This is a genomic window from [Bacillus] selenitireducens MLS10 (genome assembly GCF_000093085.1).
In the GTDB taxonomy this organism is placed as follows: Bacteria; Bacillota; Bacilli; order Bacillales; family Salisediminibacteriaceae; genus Salisediminibacterium; species Salisediminibacterium selenitireducens.
In genome coordinates, this window is sequence record NC_014219.1 from 296679 (window position 1) to 314121 (window position 17443).

The following is a 17443-nucleotide window of genomic DNA, read 5'->3' on the forward strand; positions in this document are numbered from 1 at the left end:
GATCAGCTCCTTGACTGTGAAAAAGCAAAACCTGACCTTTACCCTTACTTTCGTCAGGTCCTGTTTTTAACAGCTGTTGTTACAGTAAGTATAGCAAACAATAACAGCAGGAAAGGGTGAAGAACATGTCAATTATCGCAATCAATCAGCTGTCAAAGTCCTACGGTCAGGTGAAGGCACTCCGGGATATCAGTCTGCATGTGGAAGAGGGGGATTGCATCGGGTTTCTCGGACCAAACGGTGCCGGGAAAACGACGGCCATCCGTATTTTACTCGGTCTCATCAAACGGACGGCTGGAGACGTGCATGTGTTTGGCATGGATGCATGGAAAGATGCGGTGGCGATTCACCGGAGGCTCGCTTACGTGCCGGGCGACGTGCATCTGTGGCCGAATTTGACAGGGGGCGAGGTGATTGATGTATTCGGCAAGCTGCGGGGAAGCGTGGACCGAAAGAGGCGGGATCAGCTCATCAGTCGCTTTGATTTTGATCCGACGAAGAAGTGCGGAACCTATTCGAAAGGAAATCGGCAGAAGGTCGGGCTGATTTCGGCGTTTGCGTCTGATGTGGATCTCTATATTCTTGATGAACCGACATCAGGCCTTGACCCGCTGATGACGCAGGTTTTTCAGGAGTGCGTGGAGGAGCTGAAGGCGCGTGGAAAGACGATTCTCATGTCGAGTCATATCCTGTCTGATGTGGAGCGGCTCTGTGACGATATCAGTATGATCCGTCAAGGAGAGATTGTGGAATCCGGGAAACTGTCGGACCTCAGGCATATGACCCGTCTTCATTTGAAGGTGGAGACGGCGCTTGAAACAACAGGTCTGTCCCGAGTGCCGGGTGTTTCGAACGTCAGGCGGGAAGGGCGGATCACGGCGTTTGAAGTGGATCATGATGCGATGGACCCGGTATTGAGTCAGGTGATCACCTATCAGGTGAAGCACCTGGAGAGCCGGCCGCCGTCATTGGAAGATTTGTTTATGCAGCACTATGGACAGCGTGAGCCGGTGCAGGAAGAAGGGAGGGAAGTGCTGTGAAGCATACAGAGTCATTTGCCGGAATGCGAGTTCTGCTTCTCCTTGCGTTGCGTCGGGACCGGATCAAGCTCCCTGTCTGGATCGCAAGCATCACCGCATTTGCGGCTTGGATCGTGCATATTTACGGGGACTTCTCCCCCCGGGAGATGACCGAAGTGACGGTCATGGCATCCATCAGTCCGGGGATGCGGGTGCTCGTTGCTCCGGTGACGGAAGCGGGGGTTGGTGAACTGGGTTCTTTCTTTCTGCTCAGAATGTCACTGATTCTCGCCCTCTTCGTTGCGCTGATGAGTGTGCAGCTTGTGTTGCGCCATACAAGGATGAACGAAGAGACCGGCTGTGCCGAGTTGACGGGCTCACTGCCTGTGGGACGCTATGCCCTCTTGGGTGCAGCCATGATTCTCGGTGCCGGTTCGAACCTTGTTTTGGGGGTGGCCCTGTCTCTTTCCTTTGCCGTTCAGGGGCTGGACACTTTTGGGGCATGGCTTGCCGGCATGTCTTTTGCCGGTCTCGGTTTTGTCATGACCGCGGTTGCATCCGTGGCCGCACAGCTGTCCGAGACGCAGCGCGGGGCATCGGGCTACGCGACAATGGCACTGGCCGGCTTTGCAGGCATTGCGTCTGTCAGTAACGTGATCGGTGACGTGCATGAGAGCGGGTTCGGATTTACGAGCCATTGGCTGGCTTGGCTGTCGCCAATCGGTTGGCTGCAACAGGTACAGGCCTTCGAAGAGAATCGGTGGCTGCCTCTCGTGCTGCTGTATGGTGCCGGATTGTGTCTGATGTACATGGCAACCCTCATCGCGGAGGGTCGGGATATCGGGGCGGGTGTGCTGCCTGCGAGAAAAGGACCGGCTTATGGTGCACCTCGTCTTCTCAGCCCTTTTGGTCTCGCCTGGCGATTGCAGCGAAAGACCCTGATCGCCTGGTTTCTTCCGGTTGCGGCTTTTGCCGCCATCTTTGGAGCATCAAGCGGGGAATACGGTGAAATTGCTGAGGGGATTGCCGCTTTTGAGGCGGTTATTGAATCAGAAGCCTATTTTCTCATGTCGTTTATCAGCATCATGACTGCCATTCTGTCCATCTATGCCATGCAGACGATCATGCGGATGCGCGCAGAGGAGAAAAGCGGTCTTGTGGAAATGCTTCTGGCTACGGCGGTTCCCCGTACGACATGGGTCAGAAGCTATGCGTTTCTGGGTCTTGCCGGGGCGTTTGTACTGATCCTGACCTTCACATCGATGCTTACCGTTTCCTCAGGAGCGGGCATGGACGTCTTCAGTGATTATCTCCTTGCGGGGCTCGCGCAGGGTACAGCGCTTTTTGCCCTGTCAGGTGCCGTCCTGTTCTTCTTTGGCTGGCTGCCCCGCTTTGCGGTGACGCTCTCCTGGTTGGCCGTGTTTGCTTCGATCCTTGCCGGGCCTTTTTTCGGGGCGATTCTGGAACTGCCTGAATGGGTGCTGAACGTATCCCCGTTCTCCCATGTGGCCATTATGCCGGAAGAGGTAAGTGCATTCTCCCTTGCGATGCTTCTCGTCACCGGGCTGATCCTGTTGATCCTTGGTGTAACGGGGTTTCAAAGGCGCTCTCTCACATTGACATAACGCCGGATTCGTGACGGTTGTTGTCAATTGACAAAGGGCGTATGATGAGATCAGAATCTGTCGCGCACCATGACAGGCAGGACGGGGGCAATCGGTTATGCAGCGGCTTGATCATCTCGACAGTTTACGCGGATTCGCCCTCTTTGGCATTCTGCTCGTGAATATGCTCGGCTTTCAGTACGGCATTCGGACCCAGCAGCACCTGCAGTTTGAGAGCCGTCTTGATGAGACGCTCTACATCGTGATTCAGTGGTTCTTTCAAGGGAGCTTCTACCCGGTCTTTGCCATCCTCTTCGGGATGGGCGGGGCGATCATGTATGAACGGGCACAGGCGGAGGGACGGTCTTTCAGGCTGTGTATACCCGCCGACTCGTGATCCTCCTTGCCATCGGCTTTTTGCACTGGACGCTCATTTGGCACGGGGATATTCTCTTTGACTATGCCTTGGCAGGCTTTCTCCTGATGATCCTTTTACCGCTTTCGGCAAGCCGGCTCTCCTACTGGGTACTGGGCGGGTTCAGTCTCGTGTCCGTTATTGGGCTCGTCCTGATCGGGCAGGGACCGATGATGGTGAACAATGAGGCGGAACGGATCATGATGAAGTCGGGCACCTATCCGGAGCTTGTTGCGTACCGGTTCGGTGAACTGACGGTGGACCCGCTCATTCTCATTCAGGTCGGCTCGCTGTTTCTGATTGGTGCGATCATCGTGAAGCAGGGCTGGATTCAGGACGTGCCAGGCTACCGGCTTGTATGGAGACGGTTTGCGCTTATCGGCACCCTCGCCGGACTCACGGCTAAGCTCCCGGGGATCCTCATGGCAGACGCAGCGGTGACGTATTACAGCTATATGCTCGGTGGCACGTTATTCGGTCTCGGCGTGATTGGCGTGTTCCTCCTTCTGTTTCATGGTGCGAAAGGCAAGGGGCTGTTTCGCTTATTCATCGCTCCGGGCAAAATGGCGTTTACGAACTACCTGATGCAGTCGCTCGTGATGACGTGGCTCTTTTACGGACACGGGGCCGGCTGGTTTGAATCGCTTGGTATCCTGTTGGGGATCCTCATTGCGGCCGGGTGGTTTGCCCTTCAGACCGTTGCCAGTCACTGGTGGCTCCGGCGTTTTACGAGGGGTCCTGTGGAATGGCTCTGGCGAAAAGGGAGCCGCATGGGCTCTTGAACGTCAATGGATGCCCGTAAACGGTCCATGTTCACAAAAACGTGCGAATGATCGCTCTTCAAATGGTTGTTCCTTGTAATCGCGCTTCGTATAATGAAAGAAATCCATGTCGATTCATGTCGACTGAGGAGCGTGGTTGCAATGGAGATGAAACCGGAAGAACTGGATGTCCTGATCAGTCAATTGACTGCATCAGAGCACCTGTATGGCCATATCCGCGTGGTTGATCCGGTGCATAAACGGGTGGTCTATCAGAACACCGGACATGGACTTGAACCTGTGTCGGATCTGAGGGCGTGTTTCGAGCTGTTTGATAAGAAAACAGCCTGTCGAAATTGCATCTCCATGCGGGCGTACCACGAGAATGAGTCTTTTATCAAAGTGGAGACATCACCGGACCGGGTGCATATGGTGACGGCGATTCCTGTAGAGATTGCCGGCCGGAAAGTGGTCGTCGAGTTTTTTAAAGACGTGACAAACAGCATGATCATGGATGATGCAAGTTTCAATCAGGGAGTTGAAATGAAGAGGCTGCTCGATCAAGCCAATCTGGCTGCCGTGACTGATGAACTGACGAGGGTGTATAACAAACGCTATATCCTTGAGAAACTGCCCGCGGACCTGACCCTTGCTTTGGCGGAGCAACAGCCATTCGGATTGATTGTGGCGGATATCGATCATTTCAAATCAGTCAATGATACGTATGGACACCTTGCAGGTGATCAGATTCTGCGTGAATTCGCAGCTGTGCTGAAAGACACGTGCCTGGATCAAGCGGACTGGACAGCACGTTTTGGCGGAGAGGAATTTGTCGTCTGTCTGCCTGGAAAAGACCGGGATACCGTGCTGGCCGTTGCCGAGCGGATGCGGGCACGAATTGAAGAACAAGTCTTTCACTATGATGGACAGGCCATCACGCTGACGTCGAGTTTTGGTGTTTATGCATTGGCACCGGGTGACGTGATTGATTATGAAACCCTTTTGAAGCGGGCTGACCAACATTTGTATCAATCAAAACGGACAGGACGAAACCGTGTGACTGGATGAATCGCGGTTTTCCGGTAAAAGTGAACATAGAGGCATCAGAAAAAGCCGGGAGCTGCTCCCGGCTTTTTCTGTGCTTATGCGATGTAGCAAGATGCTGCTTCATTTTTTGATCGTGATAGATGGCGTCCTTGGCAGGATTTGAACCTGCGACCTATCGCTTAGGAGGCGATTGCTCTATCCACTGAGCTACAAGGACGCATGCAGATCAACACTGCGCTTTTTACTTTACCTTAATTACCGGACGGTTTCAAGACCGTCTTCAGAGATTTAAAAACAGATCAGGAACCACCTTGTATCCATCGGGATACGGAGGCGGTTCCTGTTTGTATGAAGATCCGGTTATCCGCGCCGTTCCATGAGATTGATGCCGATGCCGGCTGCGAGGACACCCATGAGAAAGAGGAGCCCGAGCTGTTCGGTGATGGCAGTGATGCCGTTCTGATAGACGCTGATCTGCGTCAGGGCGTCCATGGCATAGCTGACAGGCACCAGGTTCGATAGGGTCAGAATGATTGAGTTGGAGACGATCTCGTTTGGCCAGAAGGCCCCGCCGAGCATGGCCATGGCCGTCGAGGCGATGGGAATTACGGCCTGCAGGCGTTCGGATGACGGTACGAGTCCCAGGATGAGGAGCCCAAGGCAGACGATCGTGAAGACATAGATGCCGGCAGTGAGTGCCACCAGTCCGAAATGCGCACCGAGATCGTAGTCAAACAGATAGCGAAACACGAGAAAGGCCGTCATGATCTGCGCGTAGCCGACCAGGAAGGTGTAGGCGAGGTGGCCGAGATACACCTGTGATTTCGTGATCGGTGAGATGATGATCCGGTCCCAGGTGCCCATCCGTTTCTCTTCCACGACTTGAGTGAGGCTGAAGAAAATGGTGAACATGGCAAAGTAAAGCGTCATGCCAAACAGGGAGTGGAGCTGATTGTTGTAGATAAAGCCGTCCCCGTCGTCCTCATCCGAAGCGAGGGAAGTGGTGGTCAGCGTCAGCGCCATGTTTTCGGATTCATCCATCAGGTGTGAGAGATCGGTACCTGCCTGTTCGCTGGCGGCTTTCAGGCGAAGTTCCTCAAAATAAACCTCACTGACATGACCGTTGACGTATTGATAACGCTCGTCCATGATGCTTACCCAAAGCCGGTAATCGTCTTCGAGAAGCTCGAGTGCGTAGTGGAGGTGCCCGCTTCGGAGAGATTCATGGATGTCGTCGGCTTCGCCTTCAGTAAAGTGAAAACTGTCATGCTCATTTAAAGCGTCGAGCCAGAACGACGTATCTTCTTCGGTGAGGGCATCATCGCTGTAAACCTGAACGGTGATGATATTCGACTGTTGGCCGCCGCCTCCGAGAAAGAAGACAAAGACGAGGGTCAGTCCAAGAAAGGACAGGACCATGAGCGGCGAACGGATCAGTCTTCGGATTTGCAGTTGAAAGATGGCTCTCATCCCTTCACCTCCCTGTCTTTCGGATAAAGTACAAGTGCGGCCGTCGTCAGAACAGCAGCGATCAGAAGCAATACATAAATCGACGGAAGCAGTTCCTGAAGCTCAAACCCCTGGATCCAGCGGAGGTAAAGTGACATCGCCCGGCCGTTCGGGGTCATGTCGCCAAGGGTTGTGACGATGCCTGGCAGTGCCTGAGCAGGAAAGAAGCTGCCCCCGGCAAAGGCCATGATGGCGACGACGCCGCCGGAAAAGACCGTGGCTGCGGCGTCGCTTTTTTGGCGGATGGAGATTGCCGTCAGAAGGGCGGCGAGGGCGCCGACGTTCATGGCTGTGAGCAGGGAGATCAGTGCAATGCCACCCCAAAAGCTGACGGATGACTGCGGAAAGGCCTGAAACATCAGGGCGGCCATGACGAACAGAACGATCAGCTGCAAAAAGGCGATGAGCATCGCAGACAGCCATTTGCCGGACAGATAGCTGATGGCGTGCGTACCTGACAGCAGGATCCGGTCGAGGACGTTGGATTTCCGTTCCACATTGGCAAAGGCGGCAATGCTTGCTGCGGTAAAGAGGACGAACATGACGGCCATACCGGCGGTGTAGAACTGCTGGGAGTTGATCGGCTCATAGGCGGTGATGCTTTCCACCTGCCCCGCTTCTGTCGGGGCTTCATCCGGCGCGGCACCTGTTTCCCGGGCGATGGCCGTTTCGAGATTGAAGCTGTCGGTGAATCGTCTGAGAATGTCATGCATCACCCGGCCGTAGATGGACTGTTCATCCTGAACGGTCAGGTGCAGCTGTCCCCCTTCACCTTCCCCTGTGAGCATCCTGTTCAGGCTGTCATAGGTGAAGGATTCGGGGATTTCAAGGACGGCGTTGTACGTGCCGTCTTCAAGTCCCATGAGGGCAGCATCCCGTGAAGGCGGTTCATGGATTGTGATCATGCCGTCAAGTTCGTCGGAATCAAACAGATTATTAAGCAAGAAAGCAGGAGAGACACCGGTAATGCCGGCCTGGATCTCGTCCGCCATGTCTTCAGGCATCCCCGACTCGCGAAACCCGGTGAAGAGGGCTTCTTCACCTGCGTCGGGATCGTCGTGATCGAGGAGGGCAACGTCCATTGACAGTCCTTCACCGCCGCCTGTGAGCATCCCCCTCAAGGCAAAGCCGAGGATGGCGATGAGGATGAGCGGCATGGCGAAGAGAAGGAGGAGCTCAGAGCGGTTTCTTAAGATCAGTTTCATGTCTTTCAGAATATACGTGATCATCGCGATCTCCTCCTAATCTCTGAGTGTTCGGCCGGTCAGATGCAAAAAGACGTCTTCAAGGGTCGGGATCTCGACACGGACGTTCAGGACATTGACGGACAGGGCGTCGGCAAGCTGGAAGATGTCGGGCAGTTTTCTCGTCCCTTTGTCGACGATCAGTTTGATGCCGTCGTCGGTGTCTGTTACCTGCCGGATGCCTTCGATGACGCTGAGCTGTTTCGTGAAGACGGGGTTCGGGGCATCGATATCAATATAAATCGCTTCTTCATTGGAGAGGATCCGCTTCAGTTCATCATTCGTGCCGTTGGCGATTATCTGTCCGTGGTCCATGATGTAAATCCGGTCACAGAGACGCTCGACTTCCTCCATATAGTGACTCGTGTAGAGGATGGTCATGCCCTTTTCCTCATTGAGCTGTCGGACCATGTCGAGGATATACGTCCGTGACTGGGGATCGATCCCCACGGTCGGTTCGTCCATGATGAGGATCTCCGGGTCATGAAGGAGGGCGCAGGCGATGTTGATGCGGCGCTTCATACCGCCGGAATACGTTTTGATCAGATCATGCTTCCGGTCGGTGAGGCCGACGAGATCAAGGCGGTCCTCGATGCGGGCTTTCAGGTCGCTGCCTTTCAGGCCGTAAATCCGTCCGAAGAACTGCAGGTTCTCATAGGCACTGAGGTCTTCATACAGAGCGATTTCCTGAGGAACGACACCGAGAATGGAGCGGATGCTGCGGGTTTCAGAGCCGATCTTCTGGCCGTTTAAGAGCACATGCCCTGTCGTTGCTTTCATCAATGTTGAGATCATCGAGATCGTCGTTGATTTCCCGGCGCCGTTCGGGCCAAGCAGGCCGACGGATTCCCCTTTGCCAAGGTACATATTGACCTGATCGACGGCGGTTATGCCTTTGAATGTCTTTGTCAGTTCGTGGGTTTCAAGCATATGTGGCACCTTCTTTCTGTCTCATTGGTTAGCTTCAGTGTATAAAAAAAGAGGCAGTACGGGTACTGCCTTCAGTCATGAAGATCGATGGATCGGATATGACTTTAGTCATCTTTCGGTGAAGCCGCTGCGGATCGCGTAGATGGCGAGCTGCGTGCGGTCTCTGAGTTCGAGTTTATGCAGGATGACACTGATCAGATTCTTCACGGTGCCGACGCTTAAGTACAGCTCTTCAGAAATTTCCTTGTTACTGAGACCGCGGCCGACACAGGCGATGACGGTTGTTTCCCGTTCTGTGATGTCTTCCGGAAGAGCGGGGAACTCGGGTTTTGTTTCCGGCTTGTTCATCAGAAGGGGCACCACGTTCGCCGCGACGTGGGGTTCCAAGGCCAGACCGCCTTCGAGACAGGTGCGGATCCCCCGGATAAGCGCGTCTGGATCAGCGTCTTTCAGCAGATACCCCCTCGCTCCGTGACGGAGAGCTTCGATGGCATAATCGTCATCATTAAAGGTCGTGAGCATGAGCGTCATCACATGGGGATGGTGCTCCTGAATGGCTTTGGCAAGCTCAAGACCGTTCATCACAGGCATCCGGATGTCGAGGATGGCGAGGGTAATGGCAGGCTTTGCAGCCAAAAGCCGCAGGGCTTCTTCGCCGTTATTCGCTTCTGCCGTCACACGGAGGTCAGGTGCGGTTTCGATCATCATCTTCAGCCCCTGGCGGACAAGGCTCTGGTCTTCAGCGAGCAGGATTTGTGTCGTCATGCGTCATCCCCTTCCTTCATTAATGGCAGCCGTCCGTCAATGGCGAATCGGTCTGCTTCCTTTGATATGGTCAGTTGACCGCCGCATGCCGTGATGCGTTCACGCATGGCGGTGAGTCCGAAGCCTTCCTTCAGCGGTGCATCATCGGTGACGGGATTTGAGACGTGAAAGCGAAAGACGGTGTCACCGATGACTTCGAACAGGATGGATACCTCGCGTCCGCCGCTGTGCCGCATGCTGTTGGTCAGCGACTCTTGAACCGCCCGATAGACGGCCGCGGCCTGATCACCTGAAAGGGGTGCTGTGAGTGCCCCTTGGCGCACGGTGAGCTGAACGTGGATCATCGTCTCTGCTTCGAGTTTCCGGATGAGCTGGATCATGGCCGCAAGTCCCGCCGCTTCATGATGCTTCAGGGTTTTGACGGCCTGTCGGGTTTCGCTCAAACTGTCTTTGGCAAGTTCCTTCAGGGAATCGACGTCTCCTTGACCGGCTGGTGGCAAAGACATCCTGTACACCTCAAGCTGCATGAGGAGAGCGGTGAGCTTATGGCCGACGGAGTCATGGAGTTCCCGGGCAATGGTTCGGCGCTCGTCATGGCGAGCGCGTTCCTCATCGGCAACAAGCTGCCTTTTCGTCGCCCGGTAGGCGCTGATGACGGACTGGTGCTCTTCTTTGAGTGCTTCATAACGCGCAATGAGCCCGAAGGCGAGGATGAACACCGGGATCAGGAGGAGTCCAAAGACGGCGGTGATGAGAAGCGGCTCAACCCCGCCGGTGAGCCACGAGCCTGCGGACACAGCGGCGAACAGTGCGGTATGAAGAAGAAGTCCGCCTGCGCGGGGCAGGTGGTACAGCACAGTGCCGCTGTAAATGATCATCGCGATCAGGAACAGGTACAGGGCCGGCGCTTCAAACGGATACGCTGCAACAGCAAGAAAAAGCGCCATGGCAGCGCCTGAAAGCTTTCGGTATGAATGGGTCAGCGGGAGAAGGAAAAACAACGCAAAAAACAGACCGGCCGCGATGTAGCGGATCATCATTACCGGGCTCGTTACAGGGGTCAAGATGAGATACCCGCCGAAAGCGGTGATCAAAAGGCCGAGCCAAAGCCAGTACTGGTGATGGATCAGCCGTTGGCTGATCACAGGTTCATATTCCGGTGTGTCGGTCTGTTTCGATGAAACGCGCATAACGGTCGATCCCTCCTGAATGACAGCTGTTTGATCAGTTGGCCGTCAGCTGGTGCTTATTCGCATAGATTGCCGCCTGGGTCCGGTCCTGCAGGTCGAGCTTTGCGAGGATATGGCTGACGTGGGTCTTCACGGTCTTGACGGCAATGAAGAGCGTGTCGGCAATCTCCTGGTTACTCTTCCCTTCACCGAGAAGCGCAAGGACTTCCCGCTCGCGTTTCGTCAGGACGTCATGCTTCGGACGCTCCTGAAACCGCCGGTACATCTTCGTCGTCACCTTCCCCTGAAAGGTCGGTTCCCCCCGGAAGGCTTTACGGATCGCGTCTGCAATGTCAGCTGCCGTCGACGTCTTTAACAGGTAGCTGAATGCCCCGGCGTCGAGGACGGGAAACAGCATGTCGTCGTCAAGAAAGCTTGTCAGGACTATGATCTTATAGCCTTCCGGAGCGAGCTTTGCCGTCGCATCGATCCCGCTCATCCCATCCATCAATAAATCCATCAGGATAATATCCGGCCGGGTCTCGTTGGCTTTGTCAATGGCTTCCTGGCCGTCTGAGGCTTCTGCGACGATCTCAAAGTCATCTTCAAGCTCAAGAAACGTCCGGAGCCCTGTGCGGACCATCTCATGATCATCGACAATTAACAGTTTAATCCTCTCCATCTTCTGTATCCTCCTTCGTATGGATAATCGGTACGCGGAATTCGAGGCGCGTGCCTTTTTGCGGTATGGAAATGCAGGTGAAGTTGCCGCCGATCTCGGTCATCCGCTCTTTCATGGCGGAGAGACCGACGTTCCCTGTACGTTCTTCATCGATGCTGTCGAGATCAAAGCCGTCGCCGTCGTCACTGAGTGTAACGAGCAGGAGATCTTTTGCCCGTTTGACGCTGAGGCTCAGTTTCGAGGCCCTTGCGTGACGGAGTGCGTTGGAGATCCCTTCCTGAATGGCCCGGAATACATGTTCCTCCACACCTTTTTCAAGGGACGGGAGATCTTCGAGATCACAGTGAAACTGCATATCCGGCTGCTTGGCCGTCAGCTCATCAAAGAGATGACTGAGTGCGAGATTCAAGGGCTTTCCTTCGAGGGTCACCGGACGCAGATGCATGATCAGTGCACGCAGTTCCTGCTGGGTGTGATGCACCATCTTTTCGATCCGTTCAAACAGCTGTCTTGCTTTGTCCGGATCTTTCTCCATCAGTTTCGGGATGGCGCTCAGGCTCATGGAGACGCTGAAGAGCTCCTGGCTCACTGCGTCGTGCAGATCACGGGCAAGTTTGCGGCGTTCTTCGAGGCTTGCTCCCTGTTCCGCTTCTTTGACGAGCCGGCTGTTCTCGTTCACCATGCGCCTCAGGGCCACCATCCGCTCCTCGACGCTTTCGGTGAGGCCGTTCAGTTCATCGGCAAGACGGGCGAGTTCATCTTTAGACGTGACGGACAGCGGCGTATACGTCCCACTTCTCTGGTACTGCTTGAGCTGATAGATCATACCGACGAGGCCCCGTTTGACCCGTGCGGCCTGCCGGTAGTTGAAGACGGCCGTAAAGGAAAGGAAAATGACGGCAAAGACAAACAACAAAAGCGCCACATCGGTGAAGCGCAGGGTGTATGCCCCGTTTGCCCCGGGCGGGTTGACCCCGAGCTGATACAGGGACAGTAACAGAAACAGGGTCACGGTAAAGGCGGCGAGGGCGGCATTGATCTGGGTCCGAAGGGCATCCCAGACGATGCCGTCAATCTGCCATTTGCGTCGTTTCTCAGTCAACGGTCATCACCTCGATCTCGCCGATGGACAGCTGAATCAGGATGACAAGCTGTTCGTCGGCCGTGTCGAAATCCGGGCTCGTATAGGCAGCGGAACGGCCTGTACCGGCGTGGGAATCATTAAAGAGAGTCACTTCTCCAAGCTTGACTTCCGCCTCGACTCTTACCGGCATGTGGCTCGGGATCAGAACGCTGATGTCACCGATCCAGCAGTCCACCCGCATTTCATTCAGGCCGGGCTTCAGAACGGCTCTTGTGAAGTCGATCTCCACATCACCAATGCCGAGAGCGAGATCTTTACCGTCCGGCTCCCAGGGCTTGTTGCCGAGTTTGAAATCGCCGATGAGCGAACGTTTCGCGCCTGTTGTATAGCCGCCGCAAGACTTCTTCTGATAATTACCGGTTTTCCCGTCTGCGAAGGCCTGGGCTTTTCGTTTGGCCTTCTCCGCTTTCTTTTGGGCTTTCGCGGATATCGCATCGTCGTCAAGCGGTTCTGGTTCATCGTGATACGGGCTCTTTGATTTTCGGGAGTATTTCTCCACATCGTCCGGTCCGAGGTGAATCACGACGTCCCCTTCACGGTCGAAGAGGATTTTAAAGCCAATGTAGATGATTAACAGCGGCCAGGTCCAGTTCCACACATCCGAGAGGGTGTAGTCAAAATAGCCGGTGTTATTGCCGAGGAGGACCCCGCCAATGACGGTGACATAAAAGCCCCAGATGATCTGGCCGATATTTTTACGGTCGCGCTTCAGGCTGTGGTAAAACACGGCGAGTCCCTGGAAGAACCACTTCACGCCGAACCAGATCACGATGGCCGGCCAGTAGGTGCCGATCAGGTTTGAAAAGGATCCTTCGATGATCCCGAGGTTTGAAAGCAGGAAGCCGGTGCCTAACAGGATAATGATCAGAGCGGTCAGATTTTTCATAGTGCACCTCCAGTTCTCTATTCCATTTTAGCCCAAGTGAACGCTGTTGTCGTGTCAATTTAATAAATCTTTATCGGGAATTGAACGACCAGTTGCGGCAAGGTAAAAGAGGTACGGATGGATCGGCTGACCCAAAGAGGGGTCCGTACCGAATCGCAACGTGTCTCTGATGAATGCGCGGATCTTTTGCAGGCGGGTTTTCATGATCATCATGCCTTTCTTAAATGTTTTGTATGTGACGCCAACGAACGGCTGATTAGATGATGTAGGAACGGATGCAGCATCTGCTTGCGAGTGCCGTGTCCCGGGCACGGGTGGACAGGTGAATCGATGTTGCGAGTTTTCGTAACAGCTTTCTCATGGGAATCAACTCCTTTGTCTGATTACCTTCAGTTTACGCCTGATCAGAGAAGAAAACGCCGGCCCCGGGGTGTGAATCATCTCGGCCCCGAGGCTGAGTTTTGCGTGAAGAGGATTTTTGAAAGGAAAAAACAACCTTGTTCGGGTGACAGAAACAGATGATGAGCGGTTACGATTGACTCAAATTGACGTAAAAAGAGGAGCGAGGGGTTTACATCAGACAAACATCCGGTATCATTAACAATGTTAAATATATATTTAACTTAATAAATTTAAAAAGGGGGTGCAGCGGTCAATCTGTGCGTCTGACGAAAGAGAACAAGGCTTGGACAAGCAGCAGGACAAAGCAAAAGCGATCAGCGAAACCAAGACACATAAAGGAGACCGATACCATGACTATTAAACACATCTTTTCAGTCGCGGCACTTGCCGGACTTCTGACCGCCTGTGGCGCGGGCAACAACGAGCCGGCGGATATGGAAAACGCAGAGAACGGGGAGAACGAAGTGAATCAGTCTGCCGATGAGGCTGCGAACAATGATGATCACGAAAACGAGGCGAACCAGGAGAATGAAGCGGACACGGCTGACCGTGAAGACGTGAAAGTCATCGCGCATCGCGGGGCAAGCGGCCATGCGCCTGAATCCACGACTCATGCCATTGACAAGGCGATTGAGATGGATGCAGACTGGATTGAACTCGATATTCAAATCACGGCCGACGGTCATCTCGTCGCCTTCCACGACGATGAAATCAGCCGGACAACAGATGGCGAAGGGGAGATCGGAGATCATACCCTTGACGAACTGAAAGAGCTTGATCAGGGTTCATGGTTCAATGAAGAGTACCCGGATCGTGCCGATGAATCGTTCGAAGGGGCCGAGATCCTGACGCTCGAAGAAGTGTTTGAGATGTACGGGGAAGATGTGAATTATTATATCGAAACGAAGTCCACCTACCTGAATGAAGGCATGGAAGAGCCGATGGTCCAGATGATTGAGGACTTTGGCTACGAGGAAAATGTCATCATTCAGTCCTTCCACCAGGACAGCCTTCAGGAGATTGCGGCGATGAATAACGAAATTACACTCGTACAGCTCCTCTGGTGGGAAGTGGATGAAGAGACCGGCGAGATGACCGAGTGGCTCGACATCGTGCCGGCTCCTAAAGACATGACGGATGCGGACTTTGAGGCGATTGCTGACTACGCGGACGGCGTTGGTCCCCACCTGACCTACTATGACGGCACGGAAGTCATCGATGAAGCGTTTGTCCAAACCCTCCGTGACCATGATTTGATGGTGCATGTGTATACTGTTAATGAGGAAGACGAGATGGAGCGTCTGATTGACTGGGGCGTGACGGGACTGTTTACGGATTTCCCAGATCGTCTGCAAGATGTACTCGATAACCGATAAACGCTGATGCAGACCCGGAGCAGCTTGCCTTATGAGGCATCTGTCCCGGGTTTTCTTTATGTCGAAGAACGGGGAAAATGAAAAGAATCCAATTGATTTTCCAATTTTGAGAAACTTTTTCCTGATTCAACTCGTCTAATAGAGTGAAGAAAGCGGGTGATCGGTATGAAACAAATTGTCATGCTTACAGCGCTGATGTTTTTAGGAGCGTGCGGCACCGAAGAGACAGGTGGTGCACCGGACGAAGACCAGGGCATGGAATATGGCCTGATTGGCGAAGTGATCGAACTTGAGCGTCATGAACGTGACGATCAGCTCGGCAGCATTCGGGTACAGGGCAATCACGAGGATGCCATGTATGACGACGGGGTCGTGACGATTACGACGGATACGGCCTTTGACCCGGATGCGTTCGGTGGCTTTGAGGCACTGGAGACGGGGATGGAAGTCGAAGTGGTCTTTGACGGGGCCGCGATGGAATCCCATCCGGTACAGGCGACGGCGGCACAGATTAACGTCCTGGATCAGGAATAGGTAAAAGGACTTGTTTGTCTAAATATGGAATAATCAGGATTTGAGTATGCATAGCGGGGGAATAGGAATCTCAGATTGAGGCAAGTCTGGCAGAACGAAATCGGAGGTGATGCGTCATGACGATCAACGACGTGGCGATTACATATGAAGTGTGTGAACATGAGGGCTTTAAGTATGAGATGAATACGTACCATCTGAACCCGACGATTCCCCTTGATAAGCAGCTCAAGATCCTTGCAAGAAAAGACGTGGCTCCTGAGGTGGCAGTTGTGATGTGGGAAAACGGCAGGCAGGTGGAACGGACGTATTATTTTCCGCAGTATCAGTGCAGGTGTGAGGGGAATCATGAAGGAGGCACGACATGAACGGAGTGGACAAGCAGGTTCCGCGGTGGAAGACGTGGCTGATCCGCTCAGGTCTTATACTGGCGGGTCTGCTGGTCGTTTTTATGATTCTGCCGTTTCTCATTCCGGTCTCTGAACAGGATGGCTTTGCTCAAGATACCCCTTTTGAAGACAGCGCATTTGCTGAAGTGGACGGGGTCTGGCTGCACTACCGGATTAGTGAACCCGAAGAGGCTGAAGAGGCGGAAACGGTGCTCTTCGTGCATGGACTCGGCGGCTCCACCTATTCCTGGCGCTATCAGGTTGAACCGTTTACCGAAGCGGGCTATCGCGTCATTCGGGTCGACTTACCGGTGTTTGGGTACAGTGACCGTCAAAGAGGGCTTGAACATTCCATGGCAAACCGGAGTATGTGGCTTTGGGGGCTGTTGGACGAGTTGGAGACAGAAGAGGTTCACCTGGCAGGACACTCCATGGGCGGCGGGGTGATTACGCAAATGGCGTTGGACGAACCGGAGCGGATCAGGTCGCTCATCTATGTGGCAGGCGCGGTCTACAATGAACCCCGTTCATCGTTTATCCTCGATTTCCCGCCCGTTCAACGGGGCATTGAAGTCATTGCACCCCGCATCGCCTTTACTGAAGCGCGGATCCGGGGGATTCTCGATTCTGCTTACGGCCAGCCTGTGAATGATGAACTTGTCCATGCGTATCTGGATACGTTCAACGTGCAGGGAACGCCGGGGGCATGGGTTGATCTTCTCCGCTCGACGACGAGTGTGGATACGGAGCGGCTTCATGAACTCGGACACCCGGCACTCCTCCTGTGGGGCGAAGACGACAGCTGGGTGAGCGTGCAGGAAGGGGAAATGCTTCGGGATGCCCTTCCGAACGCCTCGATGGCGGTGCTTGAAGGAAGCGGGCATATGCCGATGGAGACGGACTATCCGTGGTTTAATGATCATGTCATCGCGTTTCTTGATGAACTGGTAGTGGATGAATAAAAGCGTGAACCGATCAAAGCGGACCCGGTCCTGTCAGTCAGGCCGGGTCTTTCGCTTGTAATAAAGCTGAATAAACTGACCGTACCGTTCGGAATTGAGGAGCTCGAGTTCCTGATGACGGCTGTTGGTCAAAAACAGCGGTATTCCGTTTCCGAGAAGCACCGGTGCGATGGTGATGATGTACGAATCAATCAATCCCGCTTCATACAGCGTCTTCACAAGTTCGCCGCCTCCGACAAGCCAGATTGTGCCGCCGTCAGATGCCTTCAGGCTGCGGACAAAGGAAACAGGATCTTCATTGATCCAGTGAACGTCATCGTTTTCGGGGTGATGGTCCCTTGAGAAGACAAAAGCGGATTTCCCTTCATAGGGGAAGGCGGGAAGCGCCAATTGCCGGATCCAATCGTATGTCTTCCTGCCGAGCAGGACGGTATCGACGGTGCTGTAAAACTTCTCATAGCCGTTGTCGCCTTCTCCTTCGACCTGTTCGAGCCAATCAAGCGAGTGGTCGGATGTGGCGATGCAGCCGTCGAGGCTCATGGCGATAAAGAGGGTCACGTTTCTGGTTTGTGGCATGGGGCAGGACTCCTTTTTATAACGTTATCATG

General features: G+C 54.0%; 18 protein-coding genes and 1 tRNA gene. 9 read left to right on the forward strand and 10 right to left on the reverse strand.

What is annotated here, in order from left to right; all coding sequences use genetic code 11:
- Positions 1–125 precede the first annotated feature (125 nt).
- From BSEL_RS01525 to BSEL_RS01545, 5 genes are all read left to right on the forward strand, one after another.
- Positions 126–1040, forward strand: a complete 915-nt coding sequence (locus tag BSEL_RS01525; RefSeq protein WP_041581655.1) for an ABC transporter ATP-binding protein — start codon at positions 126–128, stop codon at positions 1038–1040.
- Entirely contained in the window at positions 1037–2644 is a 1608-nt protein-coding gene (locus BSEL_RS01530) for an ABC transporter permease (RefSeq protein ID WP_013171255.1), read from the forward strand. Before BSEL_RS01525 ends, BSEL_RS01530 begins: the two co-directional genes overlap by 4 nt.
- A 97-nt stretch (positions 2645–2741) precedes the next feature.
- Positions 2742–3020, forward strand: a complete 279-nt coding sequence (locus BSEL_RS01535) for a DUF418 domain-containing protein (protein WP_049773501.1) — start codon at positions 2742–2744, stop codon at positions 3018–3020.
- The gene (locus BSEL_RS01540; RefSeq protein WP_155522683.1) at positions 2999–3820 is read left to right on the forward strand and encodes a DUF418 domain-containing protein; all 822 of its coding nucleotides are present in this window, start codon (positions 2999–3001) and stop codon (positions 3818–3820) included. Before BSEL_RS01535 ends, BSEL_RS01540 begins: the two co-directional genes overlap by 22 nt.
- Before the next feature lie 141 nt (positions 3821–3961).
- On the forward strand, positions 3962–4867 hold the full coding sequence (locus BSEL_RS01545; RefSeq protein ID WP_013171256.1) for a GGDEF domain-containing protein: 906 nt from the start codon (positions 3962–3964) through the stop codon (positions 4865–4867).
- A 120-nt stretch (positions 4868–4987) separates the two neighbouring features.
- Here BSEL_RS01545 and BSEL_RS01550 read toward each other — a convergent pair.
- The 9 genes from BSEL_RS01550 to liaF form a co-directional block, all read right to left on the reverse strand.
- Positions 4988–5063: transfer RNA gene (locus BSEL_RS01550), tRNA-Arg, on the reverse strand.
- 143 nt (positions 5064–5206) lie between these two features.
- Positions 5207–6316, reverse strand: a complete 1110-nt coding sequence (locus BSEL_RS01555; protein ID WP_013171257.1) for an ABC transporter permease — start codon at positions 6314–6316, stop codon at positions 5207–5209.
- Entirely contained in the window at positions 6313–7584 is a 1272-nt protein-coding gene (locus tag BSEL_RS01560; RefSeq protein WP_013171258.1) for an ABC transporter permease, read from the reverse strand. The genes BSEL_RS01555 and BSEL_RS01560 overlap by 4 nt, the downstream gene beginning before the upstream one ends.
- A gap of 12 nt (positions 7585–7596) precedes the next feature.
- Positions 7597–8529, reverse strand: coding sequence for an ABC transporter ATP-binding protein (locus tag BSEL_RS01565; RefSeq protein WP_013171259.1), 933 nt, complete (start codon positions 8527–8529; stop codon positions 7597–7599).
- Positions 8530–8637: 108 nt separating this feature from the next.
- The gene (locus BSEL_RS01570) at positions 8638–9294 is read right to left on the reverse strand and encodes a response regulator transcription factor (RefSeq protein ID WP_013171260.1); all 657 of its coding nucleotides are present in this window, start codon (positions 9292–9294) and stop codon (positions 8638–8640) included.
- The gene (locus tag BSEL_RS01575; RefSeq protein ID WP_013171261.1) at positions 9291–10484 is read right to left on the reverse strand and encodes a sensor histidine kinase; all 1194 of its coding nucleotides are present in this window, start codon (positions 10482–10484) and stop codon (positions 9291–9293) included. The genes BSEL_RS01570 and BSEL_RS01575 overlap by 4 nt, the downstream gene beginning before the upstream one ends.
- A gap of 34 nt (positions 10485–10518) precedes the next feature.
- Positions 10519–11145 (reverse strand): response regulator transcription factor, encoded by a 627-nt coding sequence (locus BSEL_RS01580; protein WP_013171262.1) that lies wholly within the window; start codon positions 11143–11145, stop codon positions 10519–10521.
- The gene (locus BSEL_RS01585) at positions 11132–12247 is read right to left on the reverse strand and encodes a sensor histidine kinase (RefSeq protein ID WP_013171263.1); all 1116 of its coding nucleotides are present in this window, start codon (positions 12245–12247) and stop codon (positions 11132–11134) included. The genes BSEL_RS01580 and BSEL_RS01585 overlap by 14 nt, the downstream gene beginning before the upstream one ends.
- Complete coding sequence (gene liaF, locus BSEL_RS01590) at positions 12240–13175, reverse strand: cell wall-active antibiotics response protein LiaF (RefSeq protein ID WP_013171264.1); 936 nt, start codon at positions 13173–13175, stop codon at positions 12240–12242. Before liaF ends, BSEL_RS01585 begins: the two co-directional genes overlap by 8 nt.
- A gap of 752 nt (positions 13176–13927) precedes the next feature.
- Between liaF and BSEL_RS01595 the strand changes: the two genes are divergently transcribed.
- The 4 genes from BSEL_RS01595 to BSEL_RS01610 all read left to right on the forward strand — a co-directional run bounded on the left by BSEL_RS01595 (position 13928) and on the right by BSEL_RS01610 (position 16835).
- Positions 13928–14953, forward strand: coding sequence for a glycerophosphodiester phosphodiesterase family protein (locus BSEL_RS01595; protein ID WP_013171266.1), 1026 nt, complete (start codon positions 13928–13930; stop codon positions 14951–14953).
- Between the two features lie 165 nt (positions 14954–15118).
- Complete coding sequence (locus tag BSEL_RS01600; protein ID WP_041581659.1) at positions 15119–15487, forward strand: DUF3221 domain-containing protein; 369 nt, start codon at positions 15119–15121, stop codon at positions 15485–15487.
- A gap of 116 nt (positions 15488–15603) precedes the next feature.
- Positions 15604–15852, forward strand: coding sequence for a hypothetical protein (locus BSEL_RS01605; RefSeq protein WP_013171268.1), 249 nt, complete (start codon positions 15604–15606; stop codon positions 15850–15852).
- Positions 15849–16835, forward strand: coding sequence for an alpha/beta fold hydrolase (locus BSEL_RS01610; RefSeq protein ID WP_013171269.1), 987 nt, complete (start codon positions 15849–15851; stop codon positions 16833–16835). The genes BSEL_RS01605 and BSEL_RS01610 overlap by 4 nt, the downstream gene beginning before the upstream one ends.
- Positions 16836–16868: 33 nt before the next feature.
- On the opposite strand, the gene BSEL_RS01615 is transcribed toward BSEL_RS01610, so the two are convergent.
- Positions 16869–17411: a dihydrofolate reductase family protein gene (locus tag BSEL_RS01615; protein WP_013171270.1), complete on the reverse strand. Its 543-nt coding sequence runs from the start codon at positions 17409–17411 to the stop codon at positions 16869–16871.
- Positions 17412–17443 lie beyond the last annotated feature (32 nt).